The 19,141-nt window shown below is 65.0% G+C and carries 16 protein-coding genes; 5 read left to right on the top strand and 11 right to left on the bottom strand.

Translation table 11 applies throughout. The annotated features are described in order from the left end of the window. Positions 1-112: 112 nt before the first annotated feature. Positions 113-1,486, bottom strand: a complete 1,374-nt coding sequence (gene purB, locus ABDB87_RS08900) for an adenylosuccinate lyase (protein ID WP_345926105.1) — start codon at positions 1,484-1,486, stop codon at positions 113-115. Positions 1,487-1,711: 225 nt separating this feature from the next. Between purB and ABDB87_RS08895 the strand changes: the two genes are divergently transcribed. Beyond that, the gene (locus ABDB87_RS08895) at positions 1,712-2,956 is read left to right on the top strand and encodes a nitronate monooxygenase (RefSeq protein WP_345926103.1); all 1,245 of its coding nucleotides are present in this window, start codon (positions 1,712-1,714) and stop codon (positions 2,954-2,956) included. 137 nt (positions 2,957-3,093) lie between these two features. On the opposite strand, the gene pstB is transcribed toward ABDB87_RS08895, so the two are convergent. The 10 genes from pstB to ABDB87_RS08845 all read right to left on the bottom strand — a co-directional run bounded on the left by pstB (position 3,094) and on the right by ABDB87_RS08845 (position 14,529). After that, on the bottom strand, positions 3,094-3,861 hold the full coding sequence (gene pstB / locus ABDB87_RS08890) for a phosphate ABC transporter ATP-binding protein PstB (protein WP_345926101.1): 768 nt from the start codon (positions 3,859-3,861) through the stop codon (positions 3,094-3,096). 22 nt (positions 3,862-3,883) lie between these two features. After that, positions 3,884-4,720, bottom strand: coding sequence for a phosphate ABC transporter permease PstA (gene pstA / locus ABDB87_RS08885; RefSeq protein WP_345926099.1), 837 nt, complete (start codon positions 4,718-4,720; stop codon positions 3,884-3,886). An 8-nt stretch (positions 4,721-4,728) separates the two neighbouring features. After that, complete coding sequence (gene pstC, locus ABDB87_RS08880; RefSeq protein WP_345926098.1) at positions 4,729-5,751, bottom strand: phosphate ABC transporter permease PstC; 1,023 nt, start codon at positions 5,749-5,751, stop codon at positions 4,729-4,731. A 9-nt stretch (positions 5,752-5,760) separates the two neighbouring features. After that, positions 5,761-6,801 (bottom strand): phosphate ABC transporter substrate-binding protein PstS, encoded by a 1,041-nt coding sequence (pstS, locus tag ABDB87_RS08875; RefSeq protein WP_345926097.1) that lies wholly within the window; start codon positions 6,799-6,801, stop codon positions 5,761-5,763. 171 nt (positions 6,802-6,972) lie between these two features. After that, positions 6,973-8,091, bottom strand: a complete 1,119-nt coding sequence (locus ABDB87_RS08870) for a glycosyltransferase (protein WP_345926095.1) — start codon at positions 8,089-8,091, stop codon at positions 6,973-6,975. Next, complete coding sequence (locus tag ABDB87_RS08865; protein WP_345926093.1) at positions 8,091-9,140, bottom strand: MraY family glycosyltransferase; 1,050 nt, start codon at positions 9,138-9,140, stop codon at positions 8,091-8,093. Before ABDB87_RS08865 ends, ABDB87_RS08870 begins: the two co-directional genes overlap by 1 nt. Then, positions 9,137-10,261 (bottom strand): glycosyltransferase family 4 protein, encoded by a 1,125-nt coding sequence (locus tag ABDB87_RS08860; protein ID WP_345926091.1) that lies wholly within the window; start codon positions 10,259-10,261, stop codon positions 9,137-9,139. The genes ABDB87_RS08865 and ABDB87_RS08860 overlap by 4 nt, the downstream gene beginning before the upstream one ends. Further along, the gene (locus ABDB87_RS08855) at positions 10,258-11,664 is read right to left on the bottom strand and encodes a lipopolysaccharide biosynthesis protein (RefSeq protein WP_345926089.1); all 1,407 of its coding nucleotides are present in this window, start codon (positions 11,662-11,664) and stop codon (positions 10,258-10,260) included. The genes ABDB87_RS08860 and ABDB87_RS08855 overlap by 4 nt, the downstream gene beginning before the upstream one ends. Then, positions 11,661-12,767, bottom strand: a complete 1,107-nt coding sequence (locus ABDB87_RS08850; RefSeq protein WP_345926087.1) for a glycosyltransferase — start codon at positions 12,765-12,767, stop codon at positions 11,661-11,663. Before ABDB87_RS08850 ends, ABDB87_RS08855 begins: the two co-directional genes overlap by 4 nt. A gap of 79 nt (positions 12,768-12,846) precedes the next feature. After that, a complete protein-coding gene (locus ABDB87_RS08845) occupies positions 12,847-14,529 on the bottom strand; it encodes a PglL family O-oligosaccharyltransferase (protein WP_345926085.1) in 1,683 nt (560 codons plus the stop codon). A 372-nt stretch (positions 14,530-14,901) separates the two neighbouring features. On the opposite strand from ABDB87_RS08845, the gene ABDB87_RS08840 reads away from it, so the two are divergent. The 4 genes from ABDB87_RS08840 to ABDB87_RS08825 all read left to right on the top strand — a co-directional run bounded on the left by ABDB87_RS08840 (position 14,902) and on the right by ABDB87_RS08825 (position 19,006). Next, positions 14,902-15,936: a LacI family DNA-binding transcriptional regulator gene (locus tag ABDB87_RS08840; RefSeq protein ID WP_345926083.1), complete on the top strand. Its 1,035-nt coding sequence runs from the start codon at positions 14,902-14,904 to the stop codon at positions 15,934-15,936. 249 nt (positions 15,937-16,185) lie between these two features. Next, positions 16,186-16,761 carry a DJ-1 family glyoxalase III gene (locus ABDB87_RS08835; RefSeq protein WP_345926081.1) on the top strand — a complete coding sequence of 192 codons (576 nt, stop codon included), beginning with the start codon at positions 16,186-16,188 and terminating at the stop codon, positions 16,759-16,761. A gap of 64 nt (positions 16,762-16,825) precedes the next feature. Continuing rightward, positions 16,826-17,323, top strand: coding sequence for a thermonuclease family protein (locus ABDB87_RS08830; protein ID WP_345926079.1), 498 nt, complete (start codon positions 16,826-16,828; stop codon positions 17,321-17,323). Between the two features lie 54 nt (positions 17,324-17,377). After that, positions 17,378-19,006 (top strand): ATP-binding domain-containing protein, encoded by a 1,629-nt coding sequence (locus ABDB87_RS08825; protein ID WP_345926077.1) that lies wholly within the window; start codon positions 17,378-17,380, stop codon positions 19,004-19,006. Positions 19,007-19,141: the final 135 nt, after the last annotated feature.

The following is a 19,141-nucleotide window of genomic DNA, read 5'->3' as shown; positions in this document are numbered from 1 at the left end:
AGAAGTCGCAAGAAATGGAGCGCAGCGGTTCTGGCAAGGCGCAAGGCCGCAGACAGTACAAATGAGTACGGCAAGGGCTTGCAACGCAGCCAGAACCATTTATCGCGGCTTCTCAGATCTTCTTGGCAAGCTCTGCTGCTGCGCCGATGTAGCTCGCCGGCGTCATCGCCAGGAGCCGCTCCTTGTCGGCCGCCGGGATGTCCAGCGTGGCAACGAATTCCTGCAGGGCTTCCTTGCTGATGCCGGCGCCGCGGGTCATCTTCTTGAGCTGGTCATACGGATTGTCGAAGCCATAACGACGCATCACGGTCTGGATCGGCTCGGCCAGCACTTCCCAGGCATTGTCGATGTCTGCGGCGAGTGCGGCCGGGTTGGCTTCCAGCTTGTTCAGGCCGCGCAGGCAGGATTCCAGACCCAGCAGGCTGTGGCCGACCGCCACGCCCATGTTGCGCAGCACGGTGGAGTCGGTCAGGTCGCGCTGCATGCGCGAGATCGGCAGCTTCTCGGAGAAGTGACGCAGCACGGCGTTGGACACACCGAAGTTGCCCTCGGCGTTTTCGAAATCGATCGGATTGACCTTGTGCGGCATGGTCGAGGAGCCGACTTCGCCTTCCTTCAGCTTCTGCTTGAAGAAGCCCAGCGAGATGTACATCCAGATGTCGCGGCAGGCGTCGATCAGCATGGTGTTGGCGCGCGCGATGGCATCGAACAGCTCGGCCATCGAGTCATGCGGTTCGATCTGGATGGTGTAGGGGTTGAACACCAGGCCCAGCGACTCGATGAAAGCCTGGTTGTGCGCGGCCCAGTCGATATCCGGGTAGGCCGAGAGGTGGGCGTTGTAGTTGCCGACAGCACCATTGAACTTGGCGGTCATTTCAACACCAGCGATGGCCTTGCGAGCACGCTTGAGGCGATAGGCAATGTTGGCCATCTCCTTGCCCAGCGTGGTCGGGCTGGCGGGCTGGCCGTGGGTGCGCGAGAGCATCGGCAGATCAGCCAGCAGGTGGGCCAGCTCGACGAAACGCGCGACGACCTTGTCGAACACCGGCAGGTAGGCTGCGTCGCGCGAATCCTTGAGCATCAGCGCGTGCGAGGTGTTGTTGATGTCTTCCGAGGTACAGGCGAAGTGGATGAATTCGGCGGCCTTGCTGACTTCGGCGTTGGCAGCGAAGCGATCACGCAGCCAGTACTCCATGGCCTTCACGTCGTGGTTGGTGCGGGCTTCGATGGTCTTGATCGCGTCGCCATCGGCTTCCGAGAACCCGGCGGCCACGGCGTCCAGCTCGGCCAGCGTGGCGGCCGAGAATTGCGGCACCTCGGGCACCGCCGGGTTCGCAGCCAGCGCCTTGAGCCATTCGATTTCGACCAGCACGCGGTTACGGATCAGGCCGTACTCCGAGAAATGCGGGCGCAGCGGATCGAGTTTGCCGGCGTAGCGGCCATCGAGCGGGGACAGGGCAAGCAGGGTATTGAGCTGGGAAGACATTGGAATCCGGTATCGGGAAGTTGCGGGACGTCAGCGCGGGATTATAGCCGTGCAAGCATCACTGTCTGCAGCTAGAGTCAGGAAGAGCATGAGCGGCATCGGCACGCGCCGGTCAATCCCGGTACAATCCCGCGTTCGTGCGTGCAGCCGGGCTGTTCCGGCCACACGGGAACCACAAGCCGGCCACCCAGGACCGGCAAGCTCGCAGCATTTTAGGTAGCCCCAATGACCAAACTTGATGATTTCCGCCTGATGTTCGGCAAGCGTGAGCTGGTACCGATCATGATCGGCGGCATGGGTGTCGATATTTCGACCTCCGCCCTTGCGCTGGAAGCTGCCCGACTTGGCGGTATCGGCCATATTTCGGACGCCATGATCAAGGTCGTGTCGGACAACAAGTTCAACACGAATTACGTCAAGGAAAAGCTGCAGCGCTACAAGTTCAACGTAGCAAACACCGACAAGTCAGTCGTGCACTTCCGCCTGGCTGAGCTCGCGGAAGCCACGAAGATGCATGTGGGCAAGACCATGGAAGCCGTCCGCGGCGCCGGCATGGTCTTCATCAACTGCATGGAAAAGCTGACCATGAACGCGCCTAAGGAAACGCTGGCCGTTCGCCTGCGCTCGGCGCTGGATGCCGGCATCGACGGCATCACGCTGGCCGCCGGACTGCATCTGGGCAGCTTCTCGCTGATCGAGGATCACCCGCGTTTTCGCGATGCCAAGCTGGGCATCATCGTTTCGTCGGCTCGCGCCCTGCAGCTCTTCATCCGCAAGAACATCCGCACCAATCGCCTGCCCGACTACGTCGTGGTGGAAGGCCCGCTCGCGGGCGGCCACCTCGGTTTCGGCATGGACTGGGCCAAATACGAGCTCTCGTCCATCGTCGCGGACGTGATGGCCTGGCTGAAAGCCGAGAAGCTGGACATTCCCGTGATTCCTGCAGGCGGCATCTTCACCGGCACCGATGCAGTCCGCTACATGGAGATGGGCGCTGCCGGCGTACAGGTCGCCACACGCTTTACCGTGACCAATGAATGCGGTCTGCCCGAGAAAGTGAAGCAGGAATACTTCCGCGCAACCGAGGATCTGGTCGAGGTCAATGAAACCTCGCCGACCGGCTACCCGATGCGCATGCTCAAATCGAGCCCCTCGATCGGCGCAGGCATTCGCCCCAACTGCGAAGCCTATGGCTATCTGCTCGATGCCAAGGGTCAATGCTCCTACATCGAGGCCTATAACAAGGCGCTTGAAGCCAACCCCGGCGCAAAAAAGGTCTCGGTCAAGGAAAAGACCTGTCTGTGCACCCACATGCGCAACTTCGATTGCTGGACCTGCGGTCACTATGTTTATCGCCTGAAGGACACCACGACGAAAAACGAGGACGGCAGCTATCGTTCGCTGAGTGCCGAGCATGTGTTCAAGGATTACCAGTTCAGCACGGAAGGCCGCATCGCCCTGCCCGCCTGATCCGGCGCAGCCAGCACATCAGAAGCCGCCCGGCGTCAGCCCGGCGGCTTTTTTCACGCCCGAATCCGGGCGCTCGAAAACACGAAGGCCGTCAGGATCGCTCCTGACGGCCTTCCATCCTGCGGAGGGCTTCCGGCTCAGCCGAAGCGGCCGGTGATGTAGTCTTCAGTAGCCTTGTGCACCGGCTTGATGAAGATCTGGTCGGTAATGCCGTACTCGATCAGCTCGCCCAGATACATGTAGGCGGTGTGATCCGAAATCCGCGCGGCCTGCTGCATGTTGTGGGTCACGATCACGATCGTGAACTCGTTCTTCAGCTCATCGATCAGCTCTTCGATACGCATCGTCGAGATCGGATCCAGCGCCGAGGTGGGCTCGTCCAGCAGGAGCACTTCGGGCTTCACCGCCACGCCACGAGCGATGCACAAACGCTGCTGCTGACCGCCCGACAGACTGCTGCCTGACGCCTGCAGCTTGTCCTTCACTTCGTTCCAGAGCGCGGCCTTGTTGAGTGCCCACTCCACACGCTCATCCATCTCCGAACGGCTCAGCTTCTCATGCAGACGCACTCCGAACGCGATGTTCTCGTAAATCGACATCGGAAAGGGCGTGGGCTTCTGGAACACCATGCCGACGCGTGCGCGCAGCGTGGTCGGATCAGTGCCCGGATCGAGCACATTGACGCCGTCGACCAGCAGCTTCCCGTCAGCACGTTGCTCCGGATAGAGATCGAACATCCGGTTGATCGAGCGCAGCAGCGTCGACTTGCCACAGCCCGACGGACCGATGAAGGCCGTGACCTTCTGGCGTGCGATCGGCAGGTTGATATTGTGAAGCGCGCGAGTCCGGCCGTAATAGAAATTGAAGTCGCGGAATTCGATATGGATATCTTGAGATTCGGTCATCTGTAATACCTTGAGCAGTCGTTCAGTGTTTCTGCCGGAAATAGGTGCGCGCGACCACGTTCAACGCCAGCACGGCCATGGTGGTGATCAGAACGCCGGCCCAGGCAATGCGCTGCCAGTCGGGGAACGGACTCATCGCGAACTGCGAAATCATGACGGGCAGACTGGCGATCGGCTTGTTCAGATCCAGGCTCCAGAACTGGCTCGAAAGCGAGGTAAAGAGCAGGGGTGCCGTTTCGCCGCCGATCCGTGCAACGGCCAGCAGGATGCCGGTCATCACGCCGGAGCGCGCTGCACGCAACACGATGCTCAGCGTCACGATCCGCTTCGGTGCGCCGAGCGCGAACGCCGCTTCACGCAGTGCGTCAGGAACCAGCAGGAGCATGTTCTCGGTCGTGCGGACCACCACCGGCACCACGATCAGCGCCAGCGCGGCGATACCGGCCCAGGCCGAATAGCTTTGCATGCGGGAGACCACCACCGTCCATACGAACAGGCCGATCACGATAGAAGGCGCCGACAGCAGCAGGTCATTGACATAGCGCGTGGCACTGCCCAGCAGCGTCTTGCGGCCATATTCAGCCAGATACACGCCCGCGAGAATCCCGATCGGCGTACCGAGCAGGGTCGCGAGGCTCACCATCAGCCCGCTGCCGACCAGCGCATTGAGCAGGCCGCCATCGGTCGCGCCGGGTGGCGGGGTCATCTGGGTAAAGAGATTGACTGACAGGCCCGAAAAGCCCTGCTGAACCACGGTAAAGAGGATCCAGCCCAGCCAGAACAGCCCGAAAGCCATCGCGGCGAGCGACAGGCCGAGCGCCAGATTGTTGATGATCTTGCGTTTCTGATACAGGGTCATGGCTCGACTCAGTGTTTCTGCATGCGTGAGAGCATGAAGCGGGAAGCCATCAGCACGATCAGCGTGATCAGGAACAGCACCAGGGCCAGTTCGATCAGCGCCGAGGTGTGCAGACCAGGCGCCGCTTCGGCAAATTCGTTCGCGATCGCAGAGGTTGCGCTGTTGCCCGGCATGAAGAGCGAAGGCGACGACAGGAAGCTGGTGTTGCCGATGACGAAGGTCACCGCCATCGTCTCGCCCAGCGCACGCCCCAGGCCCAGCATCACCCCGCCGACCGCGCCGGTCTTGGAGTAAGGCAGCACGATGTTCCAGACCACTTCCCAGGTCGTGCAACCCAGGCCGTAGGCCGATTCACGGATCATCGGCGGCGTGATCTCGAAAACGTCGCGCATCACCGACGCGATGAAGGGAATGATCATGATCGCCAGCACGATGCCGGCGGTCAGCAGGCCGATCCCCATCGACGGGCCGGAAAACAGCACGCCGACAAATGGAATCTTGCCGAAGGTGGAAGCAAGCAAAGGCTGGACATGACTGGCAAATACCGGTGCGAACACCAGCAGGCCCCACATGCCATACACGATGCTGGGAATCGCCGCGAGCAGCTCGATCGCGGTGCCGAGCGGCCGACGCAGCCAGGCGGGCGAAAGCTCGGTCAGGAAGACCGCGATACCGAAGCTGACCGGCACCGCAATGACCAGCGCGATGGCAGACGTCACCAGCGTGCCGTAGATCGGCACCAGCGCACCGTAGCGATCCATCGGCGGGTTCCATTCGGAACTCACCAGAAAATTGAACCCGAAATGGGTGATCGTCGGCCAGGCGTCATACACCAGGGCGACGATGATGCCCGTCAGCGCAACCAGAACCGACAGCGCCACCAGGCGGACAAGCCCGGAGAACAGCGTTTCCTTCCAGTCGGAGACCGGTTTGCGGGTCAGGGGCGAAGGCCCCGCAGATGCGGCAGAAACCGGGGACCGCAGGCCCCCGGTTTGCGCGTCATCTTTGCTTGCAGCAAGTGAAGCGTCCATTAGCAGTTCTTACTTAGCGGTGAAAACCATCTTGCCGGAGCCGTCCTTCACGACATTCCAGGCCTTGCTGGCGATCAGCTTGACAGTCGCGTCAGGCAACGGAACGTAATCCAGCTCGGTCGCCATCGCATCGCCGTTCTTGTAGGCCCAGTCGAAGAACTTCAGGACTTCAGCGCCCTGCTCCGGCTTGTCCTGACTCTTGTGCATCAGGATGAAGGTGGCGCTGGTGATCGGCCATGCCTTCGCACCCGGTTGCTCGGTCAGGATCTCGTAGAAGCTCTTGCTCCAGTCAGCGCCCGCTGCTGCAGCCTTGAAGGTTTCGTCATCCGGCTGAACGAAAGCCTTGTCCTTGTTCTGGAGCTGGGTCCAGATCAGCTTGTTCTGCTTGGCGTAGGCGTATTCGACATAGCCGATGGAAGCGGGAATGCGCTGCACGAAAGCGGAAACACCTTCGTTACCCTTGCCGCCCAGACCGACCGGCCATTGCGGAGCCGTACCTTCGCCCACCTTGGTCTTCCAGTCTTCGGAGACCTTCGACAGATAGTTGGTGAACACGAAGGAAGTGCCCGAACCGTCAGCGCGGCGAACCACGGCGATATCCTGCTCCGGCAGCTTCACGCCCGGGTTCAGGTCGGCAATCGCCTTGTCGCTCCACTTGGTGATCTTGCCCAGATAGATGTCAGCCAGCACAGCGCCGGTCAGCTTCAGCTCGCCCGGCTTCACGCCCTGCAGGTTGACCACGGCCACCACGCCACCGACCACGGTGGGGAACTGGACCATGCCGGCCTTTTCGAGCTCTTCCGGCTTCAGCGGCATGTCGGAAGCGCCGAAATCGACGGTCTTGGCGGTGATCTGCTTGATGCCGGCGCCTGAACCGATCGACTGATAGTTCACACGATTGCCGGTCGCCTTCTGGTAAGCGTCAGCCCACTTGGCGTAGACAGGGGCGGGGAACGATGCGCCAGCACCCGTCACCGATGCAGCCTGCACAGCGGGGGAAACAGCCAGCACCAGGCCAACCAGACCGGGAAACAGTACGAACTTGTTCATTGCGAACCTTTCATGGATCGTGGATCAGGAGCCGCCACTCTATTTCGCGAACATGACACCAATGTGACAAGACCCGGATTACAACCCAGCTGCGTGCAGGGGGCAACGAAAAATTACGGCAGAAAGTCTGTCGGAGATCCGGCCTGCCGGGCAGCACTCGAAGGGCTGAAGTCAGGCCAGAGAACGGTAGAGCGCGGCATGGCGGGCTGTCACGGCGTCGAGACCGAAATGCGTCACCGCGCGGTTGCGTGCCGCTGCCGCCCTTTGAGCCAGGCTTGTCGCCGGCTCGTCCAGCGCCAGGACCATCGCCTCGGCCAGCGCTGCCTCGTCGCCCGGCGCCACCAGCCAGCCGGTGTCGCCGATCATCCGCGCCGCGTCGCCCACATCGGTCACGACACAGGGCACGGCACAGCTCATGGCTTCCATCACCACATTCGGCAAGGCCTCCTGGATCGAACTCAGCACCAGCAGGTCGCTGGCGGCCAGGAGCTGCGGGACATCATCACGCGGGCCCAGGGCCCGCACGCGCCCCTGCAGGGCCGGCGCAGCCAGCAGGGGCGCCAGCGTCGGGTTCGCCGACTCCACCTCGAGCCCGGCCATCAAAAACACCACCTCGGGACGCTCCGCCGCAACGCACGCGGCCGCACGAAGGAAACCTTCGTGATTTTTCGCAGGATGAAACCGGCCAAGCAGGGTCATGACGAACTGCGCCTCGCCGATACCCAGGGCCTGACGAACCGCCGCGCGCGCCTGTGCATCCGGCCGGAACACGCCGGTATCCAGCGGATTCGGCAATACCAGCGCCCGCCGCGCATAGCCGGCCGCCTCATGCTGGGCGACAGCGGCCTGCGCGACATACAGTACGCTCGCGGCAAAGCGCGACAGCCAGGCGTCCAGTCGGATCACGGTCCGCGTTGCCAGACTTTCAAGCTCCAGCCTTGCCAGGGTCTGATGAATAGAGAGCAGCACCTTTGCGCGAGGGGCGGCGAGCCGCGCCAGCTGGGCGGCAAGATTGCCGTGATACATCCAGCCTTGCAGCACGTCGGGCCGGAAGCGCCGGACAACCCGCCACAGTCGGATCAAACCGGCAAGACTCGGTCGCGACGGCCTCATGCCCAGCTCATGCACCTCGATGCCCAGCTCGCGCAGCCGGGCACCGACCGGCTGCGGCTCGCGCAGCGACACCACAGCCAGCGTGAAACCCCGGGCCGCCAGCGCCGGCAGCAGGCGTTCCAGCGCGCGCTCGGCCCCCCCCACCCCCAGCCCGGTCGTCACATAGAGGATGCGCATCAGCCCTGCCCCTTCCGGACACGCAGCCAGCTCAGGCGGAACCACACGAGATACAGCAGCGAGCCCGCCAGCAGCACGCCGAACAGGCGGCCCTCCTGCACCCCGGCACGCCAGGCCCCGAAGGTCAGCGCGGCAATGAGGGCTGCCGCAAGCCACATCAGGCGCACCGCCGCCACGGTGCTCAGGCCCATCTGCAGCAGCAGATGATGAGAATGACCGCGATCGGCCTGCATCGGATTGCGCCCCTCGGCCATGCGCCAGAACGCGACCACGATCAGGTCGATCACCGGAACGGCCAGAGGCGCCAGTGCGACCGTCAGCGGCACGCGTGCCACATCGAAGCCCTGCCAGAAGAGCGAGAGCTTCAGCACCAGCCAGCACAGCAGCATGCCGACCGCCAGCGCGCCGGCATCACCGAGAAACACCCGGGCGCGCGTCTGCCAGGGCCAGCGCGCATTCCACAGCAGGAAACCGAGGACGGCCGCACACAGCGTGGCCGACACCAGCGCCAGATCGTTGCGCCCCACGAGCTGTGCTGCCAGCGCCAGCGCGAGTGCCGCAATCGAAAGACATCCGCCGGCCAGGCCGTCGAGCCCGTCAATCATGTTGATGGCATTGATGACCGCCACCACCATCAGCACCGTCAGCGGCAGCGCGAAAGCGCCCAGCACCAGATGACCACTCATGAAAGGCATCGGCAGGGAGTGAAGCGAGGCACCACTGGCCTGCACCAGCCACCAGGCTGCGAGCACCTGCAGAAGCAGCTTGAAACGCGCCGGCAGGTCGCGCGCGTCGTCGATCACGCCCACCGCAAACATCAGCAGGACCGGTCCGGAAGCCTCGGCCAGCAGCCCGTGCAGTCTCAGCCCGCTGCTGGCCAGCACAAAGGCCAGCACCACCGCAATGCCGCCCACCACCGGCACGGGTGCGCCATGCTGCTTGCGGGCGTCCGGCTCATCCAGCAGATGCAGGCGGGCAGCATGACGCCCCAGCACATGGCACGCGAGTGCTGCCAGCACAAAGGCCAGAGCAAGCGGCCAGAGTGTCATCGCGCCGCCTCCATCGCGCGGACATAGACGGCGCTGGTCTCTCCGATGACCACCGCGTCCGCGAAGCATCGCTCGACCCGCTCGCGCGCGGCCTGCCCCATGCGCGCGCGCGCCGCCGCGTCCTGCAGCAGCCCCAGCAGCGCCTGCGCCAGCGCCTGCGGGTCGGCGGGCGGCACCAGCAGCCCTGTTTCGCCCGGCACCACCAGATCGCGGCAACCAGGCACGTCGGTCGCCACCATCGGCAACCCGCAGGCCGCAGCTTCCAGCAGCGCCCGTGGAATCCCCTCACCCTGCGTGCTGGCCAGCACCGCGATACCGGCCACCTGATTGAGTTCGAGCACGTCGCTTCGCTGACCGAGGAATTCGACGCTGCCCTCGCTGCGCCAGCCTGCCAGCTCAGCATCCGAGATGCTTTCCGGATTGCCCGGATCCTGGGCGCCCGCGAGCAGGAAGCGCACCTCGGGCCTGTGCTGCCGGACGATGCCGGCAGCCGCCACAAAGTCGGCAATGCCTTTGGAATGCAGCAGGCGGGCCATCATCAGCACGACTGGCGCCTCTCCAGCCTGATCCGCCGGCCGGAAACGGGAGACATCGATACCGTCTCCCGCGATGACCTGCACATGACTCCGTGTGAGCACCCCATGCGCGGCCAGGGTGTCGCGATTGTCGGCGTTCTGGAAGATCACTTCCGTTCCCCGCAAGGCGCGCCGATAGAGCGCCAGCACCACCGGCCGGATCAATCGCGCCTTGGGCGTATTGGCTAGCAACGCGAAGCCGAGGCCCGTTACCGAGTTGACGATCGCCGGCACACCGGCCCGGCGCGCCGCAAAGGATCCGTAAATGACGCACTTGATCGTGAAGTGATGGACCAGATCCGGTTGCCAGGCGCGGTAGAGCGCGGCGATCCGGCGGATGACTGCCACTTCGGCAAGCGGATTGACCCCGCTGCGCGACACCGGCAGCGCTTCCCAGCGGAAACCCAGCTCGCGCAGGCGCGGGCCATAGTCACCCGGCGGGCTCATCAGGATCACCTCATCCCCGCGTTCGCGCAACGCCCGCGCCAGCGAGAGCTTGAAGTTGAAGAGAAACCAGTCGGTATTGGCAAACAGAACGATCTTCATCTGAACCTGCGCATGAGGCGGGCGCGCACTCCGTCGAAATCAGCCAGCCACATCACCGTGGCATAAACCAGCGCACCCGTCAGCACGCGCAGCATTACCGCCAGCCAGCCGCCCGCAGGCCAGGCCAGCAGGCACGGCACCATCAGTGCACACCCTGCCACCGGTGGCCAGCACAGCGCCCGGGGACAACGCCGTAGCAGCACGCCGTGCCCGCCCAGAAGGCTGAGACCGGCCCCCGCCAGTTGGCCGGTCAGCAGACCGGCCGCCGCACCCGCAATGCCGGCATGCGGCACCAGCAGTGCGGCCAGAAGCAAACCGCCACCAGCGGCCAGCGCAATGCTGGCGGCATGCCACCACACCCGCTTCCCCAGCAGCAGCGCCTGATCCAGGTAATAGGCCTTGACGCCGGCAATCATGGCCGACGCGCTGACCAGCGCCGGCAAGGCCGCCGGCACCTGCACAAACGCCTCGCCATAGAGCAGCCGCAGAATATCCGGCAGCAAGAGCGCAAAGCCCACACCCGCCGGCAGGCACGCGGCCAGACCCAGCGCGGCGTAGCGCTCGTAGAGCCGCTGGGCCTCCGCCCGGTCACCCGCACCAAAAGCCAGCACCAGGCGCGGATACCACGCACTGCAGAGTCCGCTGAAAACCAGCCCCAGCGTCTGCTGGGCCAGGTCGGTGAGCGCGCTGTAGCGCCCCAGTTCGGCAAGCGGCACCAACCGCTCGAGCAGGTAGCGATCTCCCCACAGCAGCAGGTAGCCCAGCAGGGATGTCAGCAGCAAGGGGCCCCCGAAAGCCAGCAGTTCGCGCCGATCCGAAGGCTTCGACACGCGCTCGCCTGCCCGCCGCCAGACCGGGCCGGCCATGAGCGCGGCCGCCAGGAAGGCAGCGGCCATCGCCAGCAGCACTGCCACCGGCCCGCCACCGGCGCGCAGCACCAGCGCGCAGCCGCACAGGCTGCCCACCGCCTTGGCCAGAAACTGCACGGCATAGCGCCGGCTCTGTTGGGAGGCCGCCAGATGCTGACCGGAAAAATCGAACATGCCCTGACTCAGCGCCATGCAGGCTGCCGCCACCAGCAGACCGCCCGCAAAAAGCTGCAGACCGGCCGCTTCGAGCAACAGGCTCAGCAGCAGCAAGCCGCCACCGATACCGAGCAACAGTCGGCGCAAGAGGCAGAGATTGGCCTCGCGCTGCGCGGGCTCGGCATGAAAGCGGGCCAGCGTGGCATTAAGCGGGTTGAAGAGGACCAGGGTGACCGCGGCGGCCAGCGCGAGTCCGAGACTCAGCTGGCCATAGGCTTCCGGCCCGAGCCCCCGCACCACCAGCGCCAGCGTGGCCATCGCAAGCAGGCCGGACACCATGCGCACCGCCACATACGCGGCCGAGGTCCGCAAGCTCATGTGTGCCGCCCCGGCAGGCTGGCCGCCAGAGCCAGCCAGCGTGCCGCCACGTCGGGCGCGGCAAAGCGACTCGCCCGGCGCCGCAGCGACTGGCCCAGCTCGCGTCGCCCCGCGTCGCCCAAAGCCACCAGGCGCTCAATGGCAGCGGCAAGCCGTGCCGGCTCATCGACCGGCACCTGCAGCGCCTGAAATTCCTGGCCGAGGATTTCCGCCGGTCCATACGGACAATCCGTTGCCACCACCGGACAGCCCTGCCCCATGGCCTCCATCAGCACATTGGACCAGCCCTCGAAGCGCGAGCTCATCACGAACACGCCAGCCCGCCGATAGAAGGGATGCGGATCGGCCTGCCAGCCGACGCAATGCACATCCGCCAGGCCACGACGCCCCACTTCGCCATCGAGCCAGGCGCGATCCGGGCCGTCCCCCACGATCACCAGGGGGGGGCGCTCGCGCGGCAGGCTGGCGAACGCGTCGATCAGCGTATCGAGCCCCTTGGTATGCCGATCGAGCCGGCCGACGAAGAGCAGGAATCCCGGCGCGAAACGCGCGGCGACCGCGCGGCTGGCCTGCTCGCCCTCGTCGTCGCGCAGCACGAGGGGATTCGGAATGTCATGGAGACGGATCGGGTCCAGGTGAAGGCTGCGCGCCATCTCGCTCCGCACGCCCTGAGACACCCCCACGACCGCAGCCGGCACACGGTAGGCGGCCGCGAGCAGCAGGCGGCGGCTCCGACCCAGCCAGCGCGGGTTGTGATGCATGCTGACGATGAGCCGCTCACGCCAGCCGCCGGCGAGCGCGGCGGCAGAACAGACGAGGCCCGCCTCATCCATGAAGGCCATCACCACATCGGGACGGAAACCCTCAACGGCCTGGCCGACGAGTTCGACCCGCCGGCGGAAAACACGCAGCTTCGCGCTGGCCGAGGTCTGCGCCGGCAGGCGGAGATCTTCCACCGGCACGCCGAAATCCAGCTGCTCCGCGCCCACATGCCAGGCCATCACGCGCAACAGGTGAGCCGAGGACCATTCGCGGGCCAGCACCGCCGCCACCTGCTCGGCGCCGCCTCCATGGACAGTCGGAATCACGAGCAGGATTTTCATGCGCTGGCGCCAAGCCGTCCGGGCAAAAAAGGAAAGCGCGCAGTATACGTTGTGCCGCGCTGCTTGCCGCGTGGAGGCTTCACTTCAGACAGGCACGCCCGCTGATCCGTGTGGACGTGAGCCCTTCCTCGTCAAAACCCTTCGCCCAGGCCGCCTCGCGGCTCCGGTGATAAGGAAACCCATCGCAGAAGGCGACGGCAAGGCGATCGAGCGCCGCGGCATTGCCGCTCAGCGCATAGGCTTCGCCGCAACGCATCATCATGTACCAGCCCGGTTTGTAGGCCCACTGCGCATCGCAACGAGCGGCCATGCCCGCGGCATCACCGTCCTCAGGTCTCCAGGCCTGCAGACGGAGGCTTTCCGCATGCGCGGCAAACACCGAAAAACGCGAGACGGCGGCCAGCTCCTCACGTGCCCGGATGCGCACATCCTGCGGCAGCTCGGGCTCATAGGCCGAGAGCATCGAATGCGCCTCGCGCACGCGGAGCCAGTCCTGCATCACCCAACCCAAACCCGCCACGGCCAGCACAAAACACGCCGCGGCGCACCATTGCGGCACCCGCAGCGCGCGCAGGCCGGACGCATCCGCGTCGGCAACGCCCATGCACAGGCCCACCGGCACGATGAAATAGAGATACCAGAGCGGATACTCGACCATGCTGTGGGAGAGCACGACGCCCACCGCGGCAAGCGCCCACACGCTGTGCGCGCTCGCCGGTCTCAGCAGATGACGCAGCCCCCAGACCGCCAGGGCGAGGCACAGGAAAACGGCCATCGGCAGGCCGAATTCCGCCGCCAGGTTCAGCGGCAGATTGTGCGCATGCTCCGCAAACTTCGGAAAACCGGCCGGCGCGGTGGCAAACATCGCGTCGATCGAGGCCTTGTAGAAAGTGCCCGGCCCCTGCCCCAGCCAGGGATGCTGCTGGATCGCGAGCCAGGCGGCATGCCAGTTGTAGAGACGCTGTCCGTTGGAGCCGGCGTCTCCGGCACGATCCAGCGAGGAGGTCACACCGAACACGTCGAGAATGTGGCCATAGCCCACCAGCGTCTGCGCCATCACCGAGAGGATGGCGACGACCAGCAGCGCGCGACCGGTCTGGCGCGCGGCAGCATCGCCGCGCCAGCTTGCCCAGAGCCCGAGCGCGAGGAAAACGACGGTGTAGAGCCAGACACTGCGCGAGGCCGAGGCCGCGGCCGCCAGCGCGAGCCAGGCCCCGAGGGCAAGGGTCAGCGGCAGGCTGAAGTGATTCCGGCCATGCAGGAAGCACAGCGAAGCAAGCCCGAGAAACACCAGATCGCCATAGTGATTGGCCTGGCCGATGTTGCCGAAGGCCTGAAGATAGAGTTTCTGCATCACCAGCCCGCCCGGATTCCAGCCCATCAGCTGGATCACGCCCGCCAGGGACTGCAGCAGTGCCCCCAGCAGCAGTCCGCAGGCCACCATCTCGGGCAAGGCGCGATCCCTCGCCTGTGCACCGCAGAGGTAGGCCAGCAGCAGCACCGCCAGATAGACGGCGTAGCCCAGCCCGCCCGTGCGCCCTGGCCAAATCGCGGCAGCCAGGACCGCGAAGGCCAGCGCCCCGAGCAGCCCGCGACTGATCGGCCGCCCGGCCGGATCGAAACGCCAGCACACCGCCAGCAGACTCACCGCGACGGCGTATTCGGCAAAGAACACGGTCTGCGGCGCAAAATGCCAGGGCAGCATGGCCGCCAGTGCAAGCCCGAAGGCCAGGATCAGGGATTCGAATCGGATGGTCAGCATGCGAGGGGAAAGCGGAGCATTGGCCGAAAGCTTCGGCGGGCGAAGCCGGCAGGGTACTGATCCACGCACCGCCTGCCAAGGTGGATCGCTGTGCCGGCGGCTCTTCGGCCTCCGCGCCAGACGGACCGGCGCGACGTCCGACTTGCAGATCGGACGTCGCCCGGGATAACCGTTCTGACCAGCCTGCAACGTCTGCGCTTCAAGCCTTTCCAGCCCCGCCGGTAATCGGGTCGTACGCGCTCGCTCCAGACGTGCCTGAGTACGCTAGCACAGAAATATTGCGAAATTGAGAACGTTATCAACTGCTAAGATCAGCGTCGCATTCAGCGGGCCGGACGGAGCGCCCGCCTCGATACTTTCCGGAGAAACCGCTTGTCCTCACCCAGCAAACGCAAGGTCTCGATCAAGGATGTAGCCGCCACCGCCGGCGTGTCGCTGCAGACCGTCTCCCGCGTCGTCAATGGCTCGGAGGAAGTCGCGAGCGCCACGCGCGAGCGGGTCCAGGCCGCGATCGACAGTCTGGGCTACCGCCGCAACGAACTCGCGCGCAACCTGATTCAGGGCCGCTCGCGCACGCTGGGCGTGGTCTGCGCCGGGCAGGATTACCTCGGCGGCCGCCAGCTCAACAGCGGCATCACGGCCGAGGCTGAAGCCTTCGGTTACGCGCTCCTCATCCGCGAGCACCAGCCGGATGACCCGGAGCCGGACGACCGCTTCGTGCAGGGCCTGCTCGATCGGCAGGTGGAAGGCATCCTGTGGATGCTGGCGGAGCGGCACACCGCGCATGAGGCGCTGATCCGCCGCATCACCGAGACCCACGGCGTTCCGGTCGTGGCGCTGGTGCGCTCCGAATCGGTCGGTGTGCCCTTCTCCGCCTTCGACAATTTCGGCGCCGGCGTGATGGCCACGCGCCACCTCATCGAACGCGGCCGCCGCCGGATCGTGCACATCGCCGGCCCGGAACACGCCTGGGATGCGCAAGAGCGCTTGCGCGGCTGGCGCCATGCGATGGAAGAGGCAGGCCTGCCTGCAGATGACAGCCACCTCGTGTTCGGCAACTGGGGGCCGGAAGGCGGCGAGGCGGGCTTCCTCACCCTGCGCGAGCGCCTGGGCGGATTCGACGCGGTGTTCGCCGGCAATGACCACACCGCACTGGGTGCGATGAGCGCGGCACACAAGCTGGGGCTGCAGATCCCGGGAGACGTTGCCTTCATCGGCGTGGATGACGTGAAAGGCAGCGGCTGGTATGTACCGCCACTCTCCACGATCCGCCGCAATCGTGTCGAAATGGGCCGGCAGGCCGTCCGCATGCTGGCCCGCCTGATCGAAGCCGGCCGCGCGGGGCAGACGCTTGCCCTGCCTGACTATCTCTGCGCGCCCGAGCTCATCCTGCGCGAGAGCAGCTGATCGAAAACATGGCAACGGCATGACGGACAACTGCGCACGGCAGCTCACCCCAGCCCTCGCTGCGCGGCACGACCAGGCTCCCGGATCGTTCCCCAGTGAACACCTGGCAGGCCTGACTCCATCAGCACATGTGGCTGCGGAAAACCGGCAAGCAGCCGTGTTTTTCTTGATCCGGCCCACAGCCGTCTGCCTGCCAGCATGCCATCATGCCGGTCTTGCCAGACAAGGCGCCGCACAGGACCGACCGACATGAAGAAAACCGTAGCCCTTCTGATGGCGCCCGGCTTTGAAGACGCCGAAACCATCATCACCCTGGATGTGTTGCGCCGCTTCCGTCAGCACATCACGGTCGAGACGATCGCCGTCCATGACACGCATGAAGTCCTGAGCTACTTCAATGTGCCGATGAAGGCGGAGGCACTGCTGTCGGAGCGCGAAGACACGCTGTATGACGCCGTCGTGCTGCCCGGTGGCCCGCAAGGCGCGCGCAATCTCGGCGCCAGCGCTGCGGTGCTCCGCTTCGTGCGACAGCATGACCAGGCCGGCCGGATCGTGGCCGCCATCTGCTCGGCCGGCGCGCATGTGCTCTCGCAGAACGGCCTGCTGCAGGGGCGCCGCTATACCTGCTCCGGCGAGAACTACAAGCTCTATCAGGACGGCCAGTATGAAGACGCTGACATCGTTGAAGACGGCAACCTGCTGACTGGCCGCGGCCTCGGGCTCGCCTTCCGCTTCGCCTTCACGCTGGGCGCGAAGCTCTCCGACACCGCGACCGCCACCGAGGCGGCCGACCACATCTACATCGAGTACCCGGCGCAAGCCTGATCCTCGCACTCCCGGGCGCGCCCTCTCGCGGACCCAGCATTTTCAGCAGCAAAGGCAGCACGTTTTGAAAAATCATTCCGGCAAGTGGCTGCGCAGCGCCTTCCTCGTGCTGCTCGCAGCGTTCTGCCAGGTCGCGGCAGCGGATTTCAGCGGCAAGGTCGTCGGCGTCAGCGATGGCGACACACTCAGCGTGATGCGCCGCGGCACAGCAGTAAAGGTACGTATCGCCGGCATCGATGCACCCGAGAGGAACCAGCCCTGGGGCCAACAATCGAAACAGGCGCTCGCCAGTACGGTGTTCGGTCGCACGGTAGAGATCGATCAGCGCAAGAAGGATCGCTACGGCCGCACACTCGGCCGGGTGCTGATTGGCGGCGAAGATGTCGGCCTGCAGCTCATCCGCAAGGGGTTCGCCTGGCATTACAGGCAATACGCCCGCGACCAGCCCGCAACCGAAGCGCAGCAATACGCCCACGCCGAAAAGCAGGCCCGCGCACACCGAGCCGGGCTGTGGCGTGATGCGCACCCGATACCGCCCTGGAACTGGCGGCGCAAGCACTGACCGGGGTCTGCACCGGCGGGTTATGCTTCCGCCATCGAAATCGGGAGAGATGACGTGGCCAAAGCACTGCCCAGCGGCTGGGAAGCACTCGAAGTCACCGGTGCTGCCCTGCGCGAGATCGAAACCCTGAAGCTGCTCGTGGCCGCCCTGCCCGACAGCTACACGATCTATCACTCGGTGCACTGGACACTGCTCGAACAGCGTGGCGGCGTGCATGGCGAAATCGACTTCGTGGTAGTCAACCGCGCGGGCGACCTGCTCCTGATCGAGCAGAAATGCGGCTTTCTCAGCGAAGGCCCGGACGGCCTCGTCAATGCCTATGGAGAGCGCCAGAAAAGTGTCGCGGCGCAGGTCTCGCGCACGCTGCACGCGATGCAGAAGAAACTCTTCCAGAGCCTCGGCGGCGAACTCGTCCGCATCGAGCATCTTTTCTACTGCCCCGACTACCAGGTCCGCAACCCGGTCACCGCCGGGCTGCAACCCGAACGCATCGTGGACGCGAAGCGGCGTGCGGAACTTGCCATTGTCATCCAGCGCATCCTGCCCGAAGGCAACGCCTCCGAAGTCGCAAGGAAAGTTCATCGCTTCCTGAGTGACACCCTGCAGCTCGCCACAGATGTCAGCACCCGCATCGGCCAGGCGCGTGCGCTGGTCACCCGCGTTGCCGGCGGACTCGCACACTGGGGACGACGGCTGGACTTTTCCCCCTATCGCATGCGCGTCACCGGTACGGCAGGCTCGGGCAAAACCCAGCTCGCGCTGGCCGAGTTGCATGACGCAGCAGCCGCAGGCCGTCGCGCGCTCTACCTCTGCTTCAACCGGCCACTGGCCGATCACATGGCAGCCATCGCCCCGGCCGGCAGCCTGTGCCTCACCTTCCACGCCTTCTGTGACCGGCTGCTCAAGCAGGCCGGCGTGCAGACCGATTTTTCCAGCCCCGACGCCTTCAACCGGCTCATCGACCAGGCTGCCACGCTGGCGCCCGCGGACGAAGGCTTCGACCTCCTCATCGTCGATGAAGGGCAGGACTTCGAACCCGCCTGGCGCACGCTGATCTTCCGCCATGCGAATGAGAACACCCGCCTCATCTGGCTCGAAGACCCGATGCAGAACCTCTATGCTCGCCCGCCCTTCAACGAGCCCGGCTGGATCCGCATCGACGCGCGCACCAACTACCGCTGCCCGCGCCCGGTCGTTCGACTGCTTCAGGGACTGCTACCCGGGGAGGAAAGCATCGAGGCCGCCTCCCCTTTTGACAGCGAAGAACTCGACATCATTACCTACCGCGACGCCGAAGGCCTGCGCAACGGTGTCAAGGAAGCCATCCGCCGCTGCCTCGGAGAAGGCTTCCGCAAGCAGGACATCGTCATTCTCAGTGCGCACGGCCAGCAGCACAGCGCGCTCATGCCTTTCGATCAACTGGGCCCCCATCACCTGCGCCGCTTCACAGGGCGTTACGACATGCTGGGCGGCCCGATCTACAGCCCCGGAGAACTTCTGCTTGAATCGGTCTACCGCTTCAAGGGTCAGTCAGCGCCTGCCGTGGTGCTGGCAGAAGTCGATTTCGAAGTGCTCGACGAACGCGAAGCCCGGAAACTCTTTGTCGGCGCTTCACGCGCCATGATGAAACTCGTCATCGTGCTCAGCGAACGCAGCGCCACACTGCTCTCCGAGCGCATGTAAGCAGGCCGCCCGCCCCCACCGCCCCCTCCACTCGCTCCGATCCGGCACGCCCATCCCTCCCGAGTTCGACAGTTCGTCGCGTAAGTTGTTGATTCGTATATGAGCGAATCTCAAACGTGCCCCTACAAGAAAGTG

Source organism: Uliginosibacterium paludis, from assembly GCF_039631355.1.
Classification (GTDB): Bacteria; Pseudomonadota; Gammaproteobacteria; order Burkholderiales; family Rhodocyclaceae; genus Uliginosibacterium; species Uliginosibacterium paludis.
This window is presented reverse-complemented; position numbering and strand designations above follow the sequence as displayed.

Coding starts and splice junctions, on each gene's coding strand:
- ABDB87_RS08895 (WP_345926103.1), top strand. CDS start 1,712: ATGACCAAACTTGATGATTTCCGCCTGATGTTCGGCAAGCGTGAGCTG.
- purB (WP_345926105.1), bottom strand. CDS start 1,486: ATGTCTTCCCAGCTCAATACCCTGCTTGCCCTGTCCCCGCTCGATGGC.
- ABDB87_RS08855 (WP_345926089.1), bottom strand. CDS start 11,664: ATGAGCTTGCGGACCTCGGCCGCGTATGTGGCGGTGCGCATGGTGTCC.
- ABDB87_RS08860 (WP_345926091.1), bottom strand. CDS start 10,261: ATGAAGATCGTTCTGTTTGCCAATACCGACTGGTTTCTCTTCAACTTC.
- ABDB87_RS08835 (WP_345926081.1), top strand. CDS start 16,186: ATGAAGAAAACCGTAGCCCTTCTGATGGCGCCCGGCTTTGAAGACGCC.
- pstA (WP_345926099.1), bottom strand. CDS start 4,720: ATGACCCTGTATCAGAAACGCAAGATCATCAACAATCTGGCGCTCGGC.
- pstC (WP_345926098.1), bottom strand. CDS start 5,751: ATGGACGCTTCACTTGCTGCAAGCAAAGATGACGCGCAAACCGGGGGC.
- pstS (WP_345926097.1), bottom strand. CDS start 6,801: ATGAACAAGTTCGTACTGTTTCCCGGTCTGGTTGGCCTGGTGCTGGCT.
- ABDB87_RS08850 (WP_345926087.1), bottom strand. CDS start 12,767: ATGAAAATCCTGCTCGTGATTCCGACTGTCCATGGAGGCGGCGCCGAG.
- pstB (WP_345926101.1), bottom strand. CDS start 3,861: ATGACCGAATCTCAAGATATCCATATCGAATTCCGCGACTTCAATTTC.
- ABDB87_RS08865 (WP_345926093.1), bottom strand. CDS start 9,140: ATGACACTCTGGCCGCTTGCTCTGGCCTTTGTGCTGGCAGCACTCGCG.
- ABDB87_RS08870 (WP_345926095.1), bottom strand. CDS start 8,091: ATGCGCATCCTCTATGTGACGACCGGGCTGGGGGTGGGGGGGGCCGAG.
- ABDB87_RS08845 (WP_345926085.1), bottom strand. CDS start 14,529: ATGCTGACCATCCGATTCGAATCCCTGATCCTGGCCTTCGGGCTTGCA.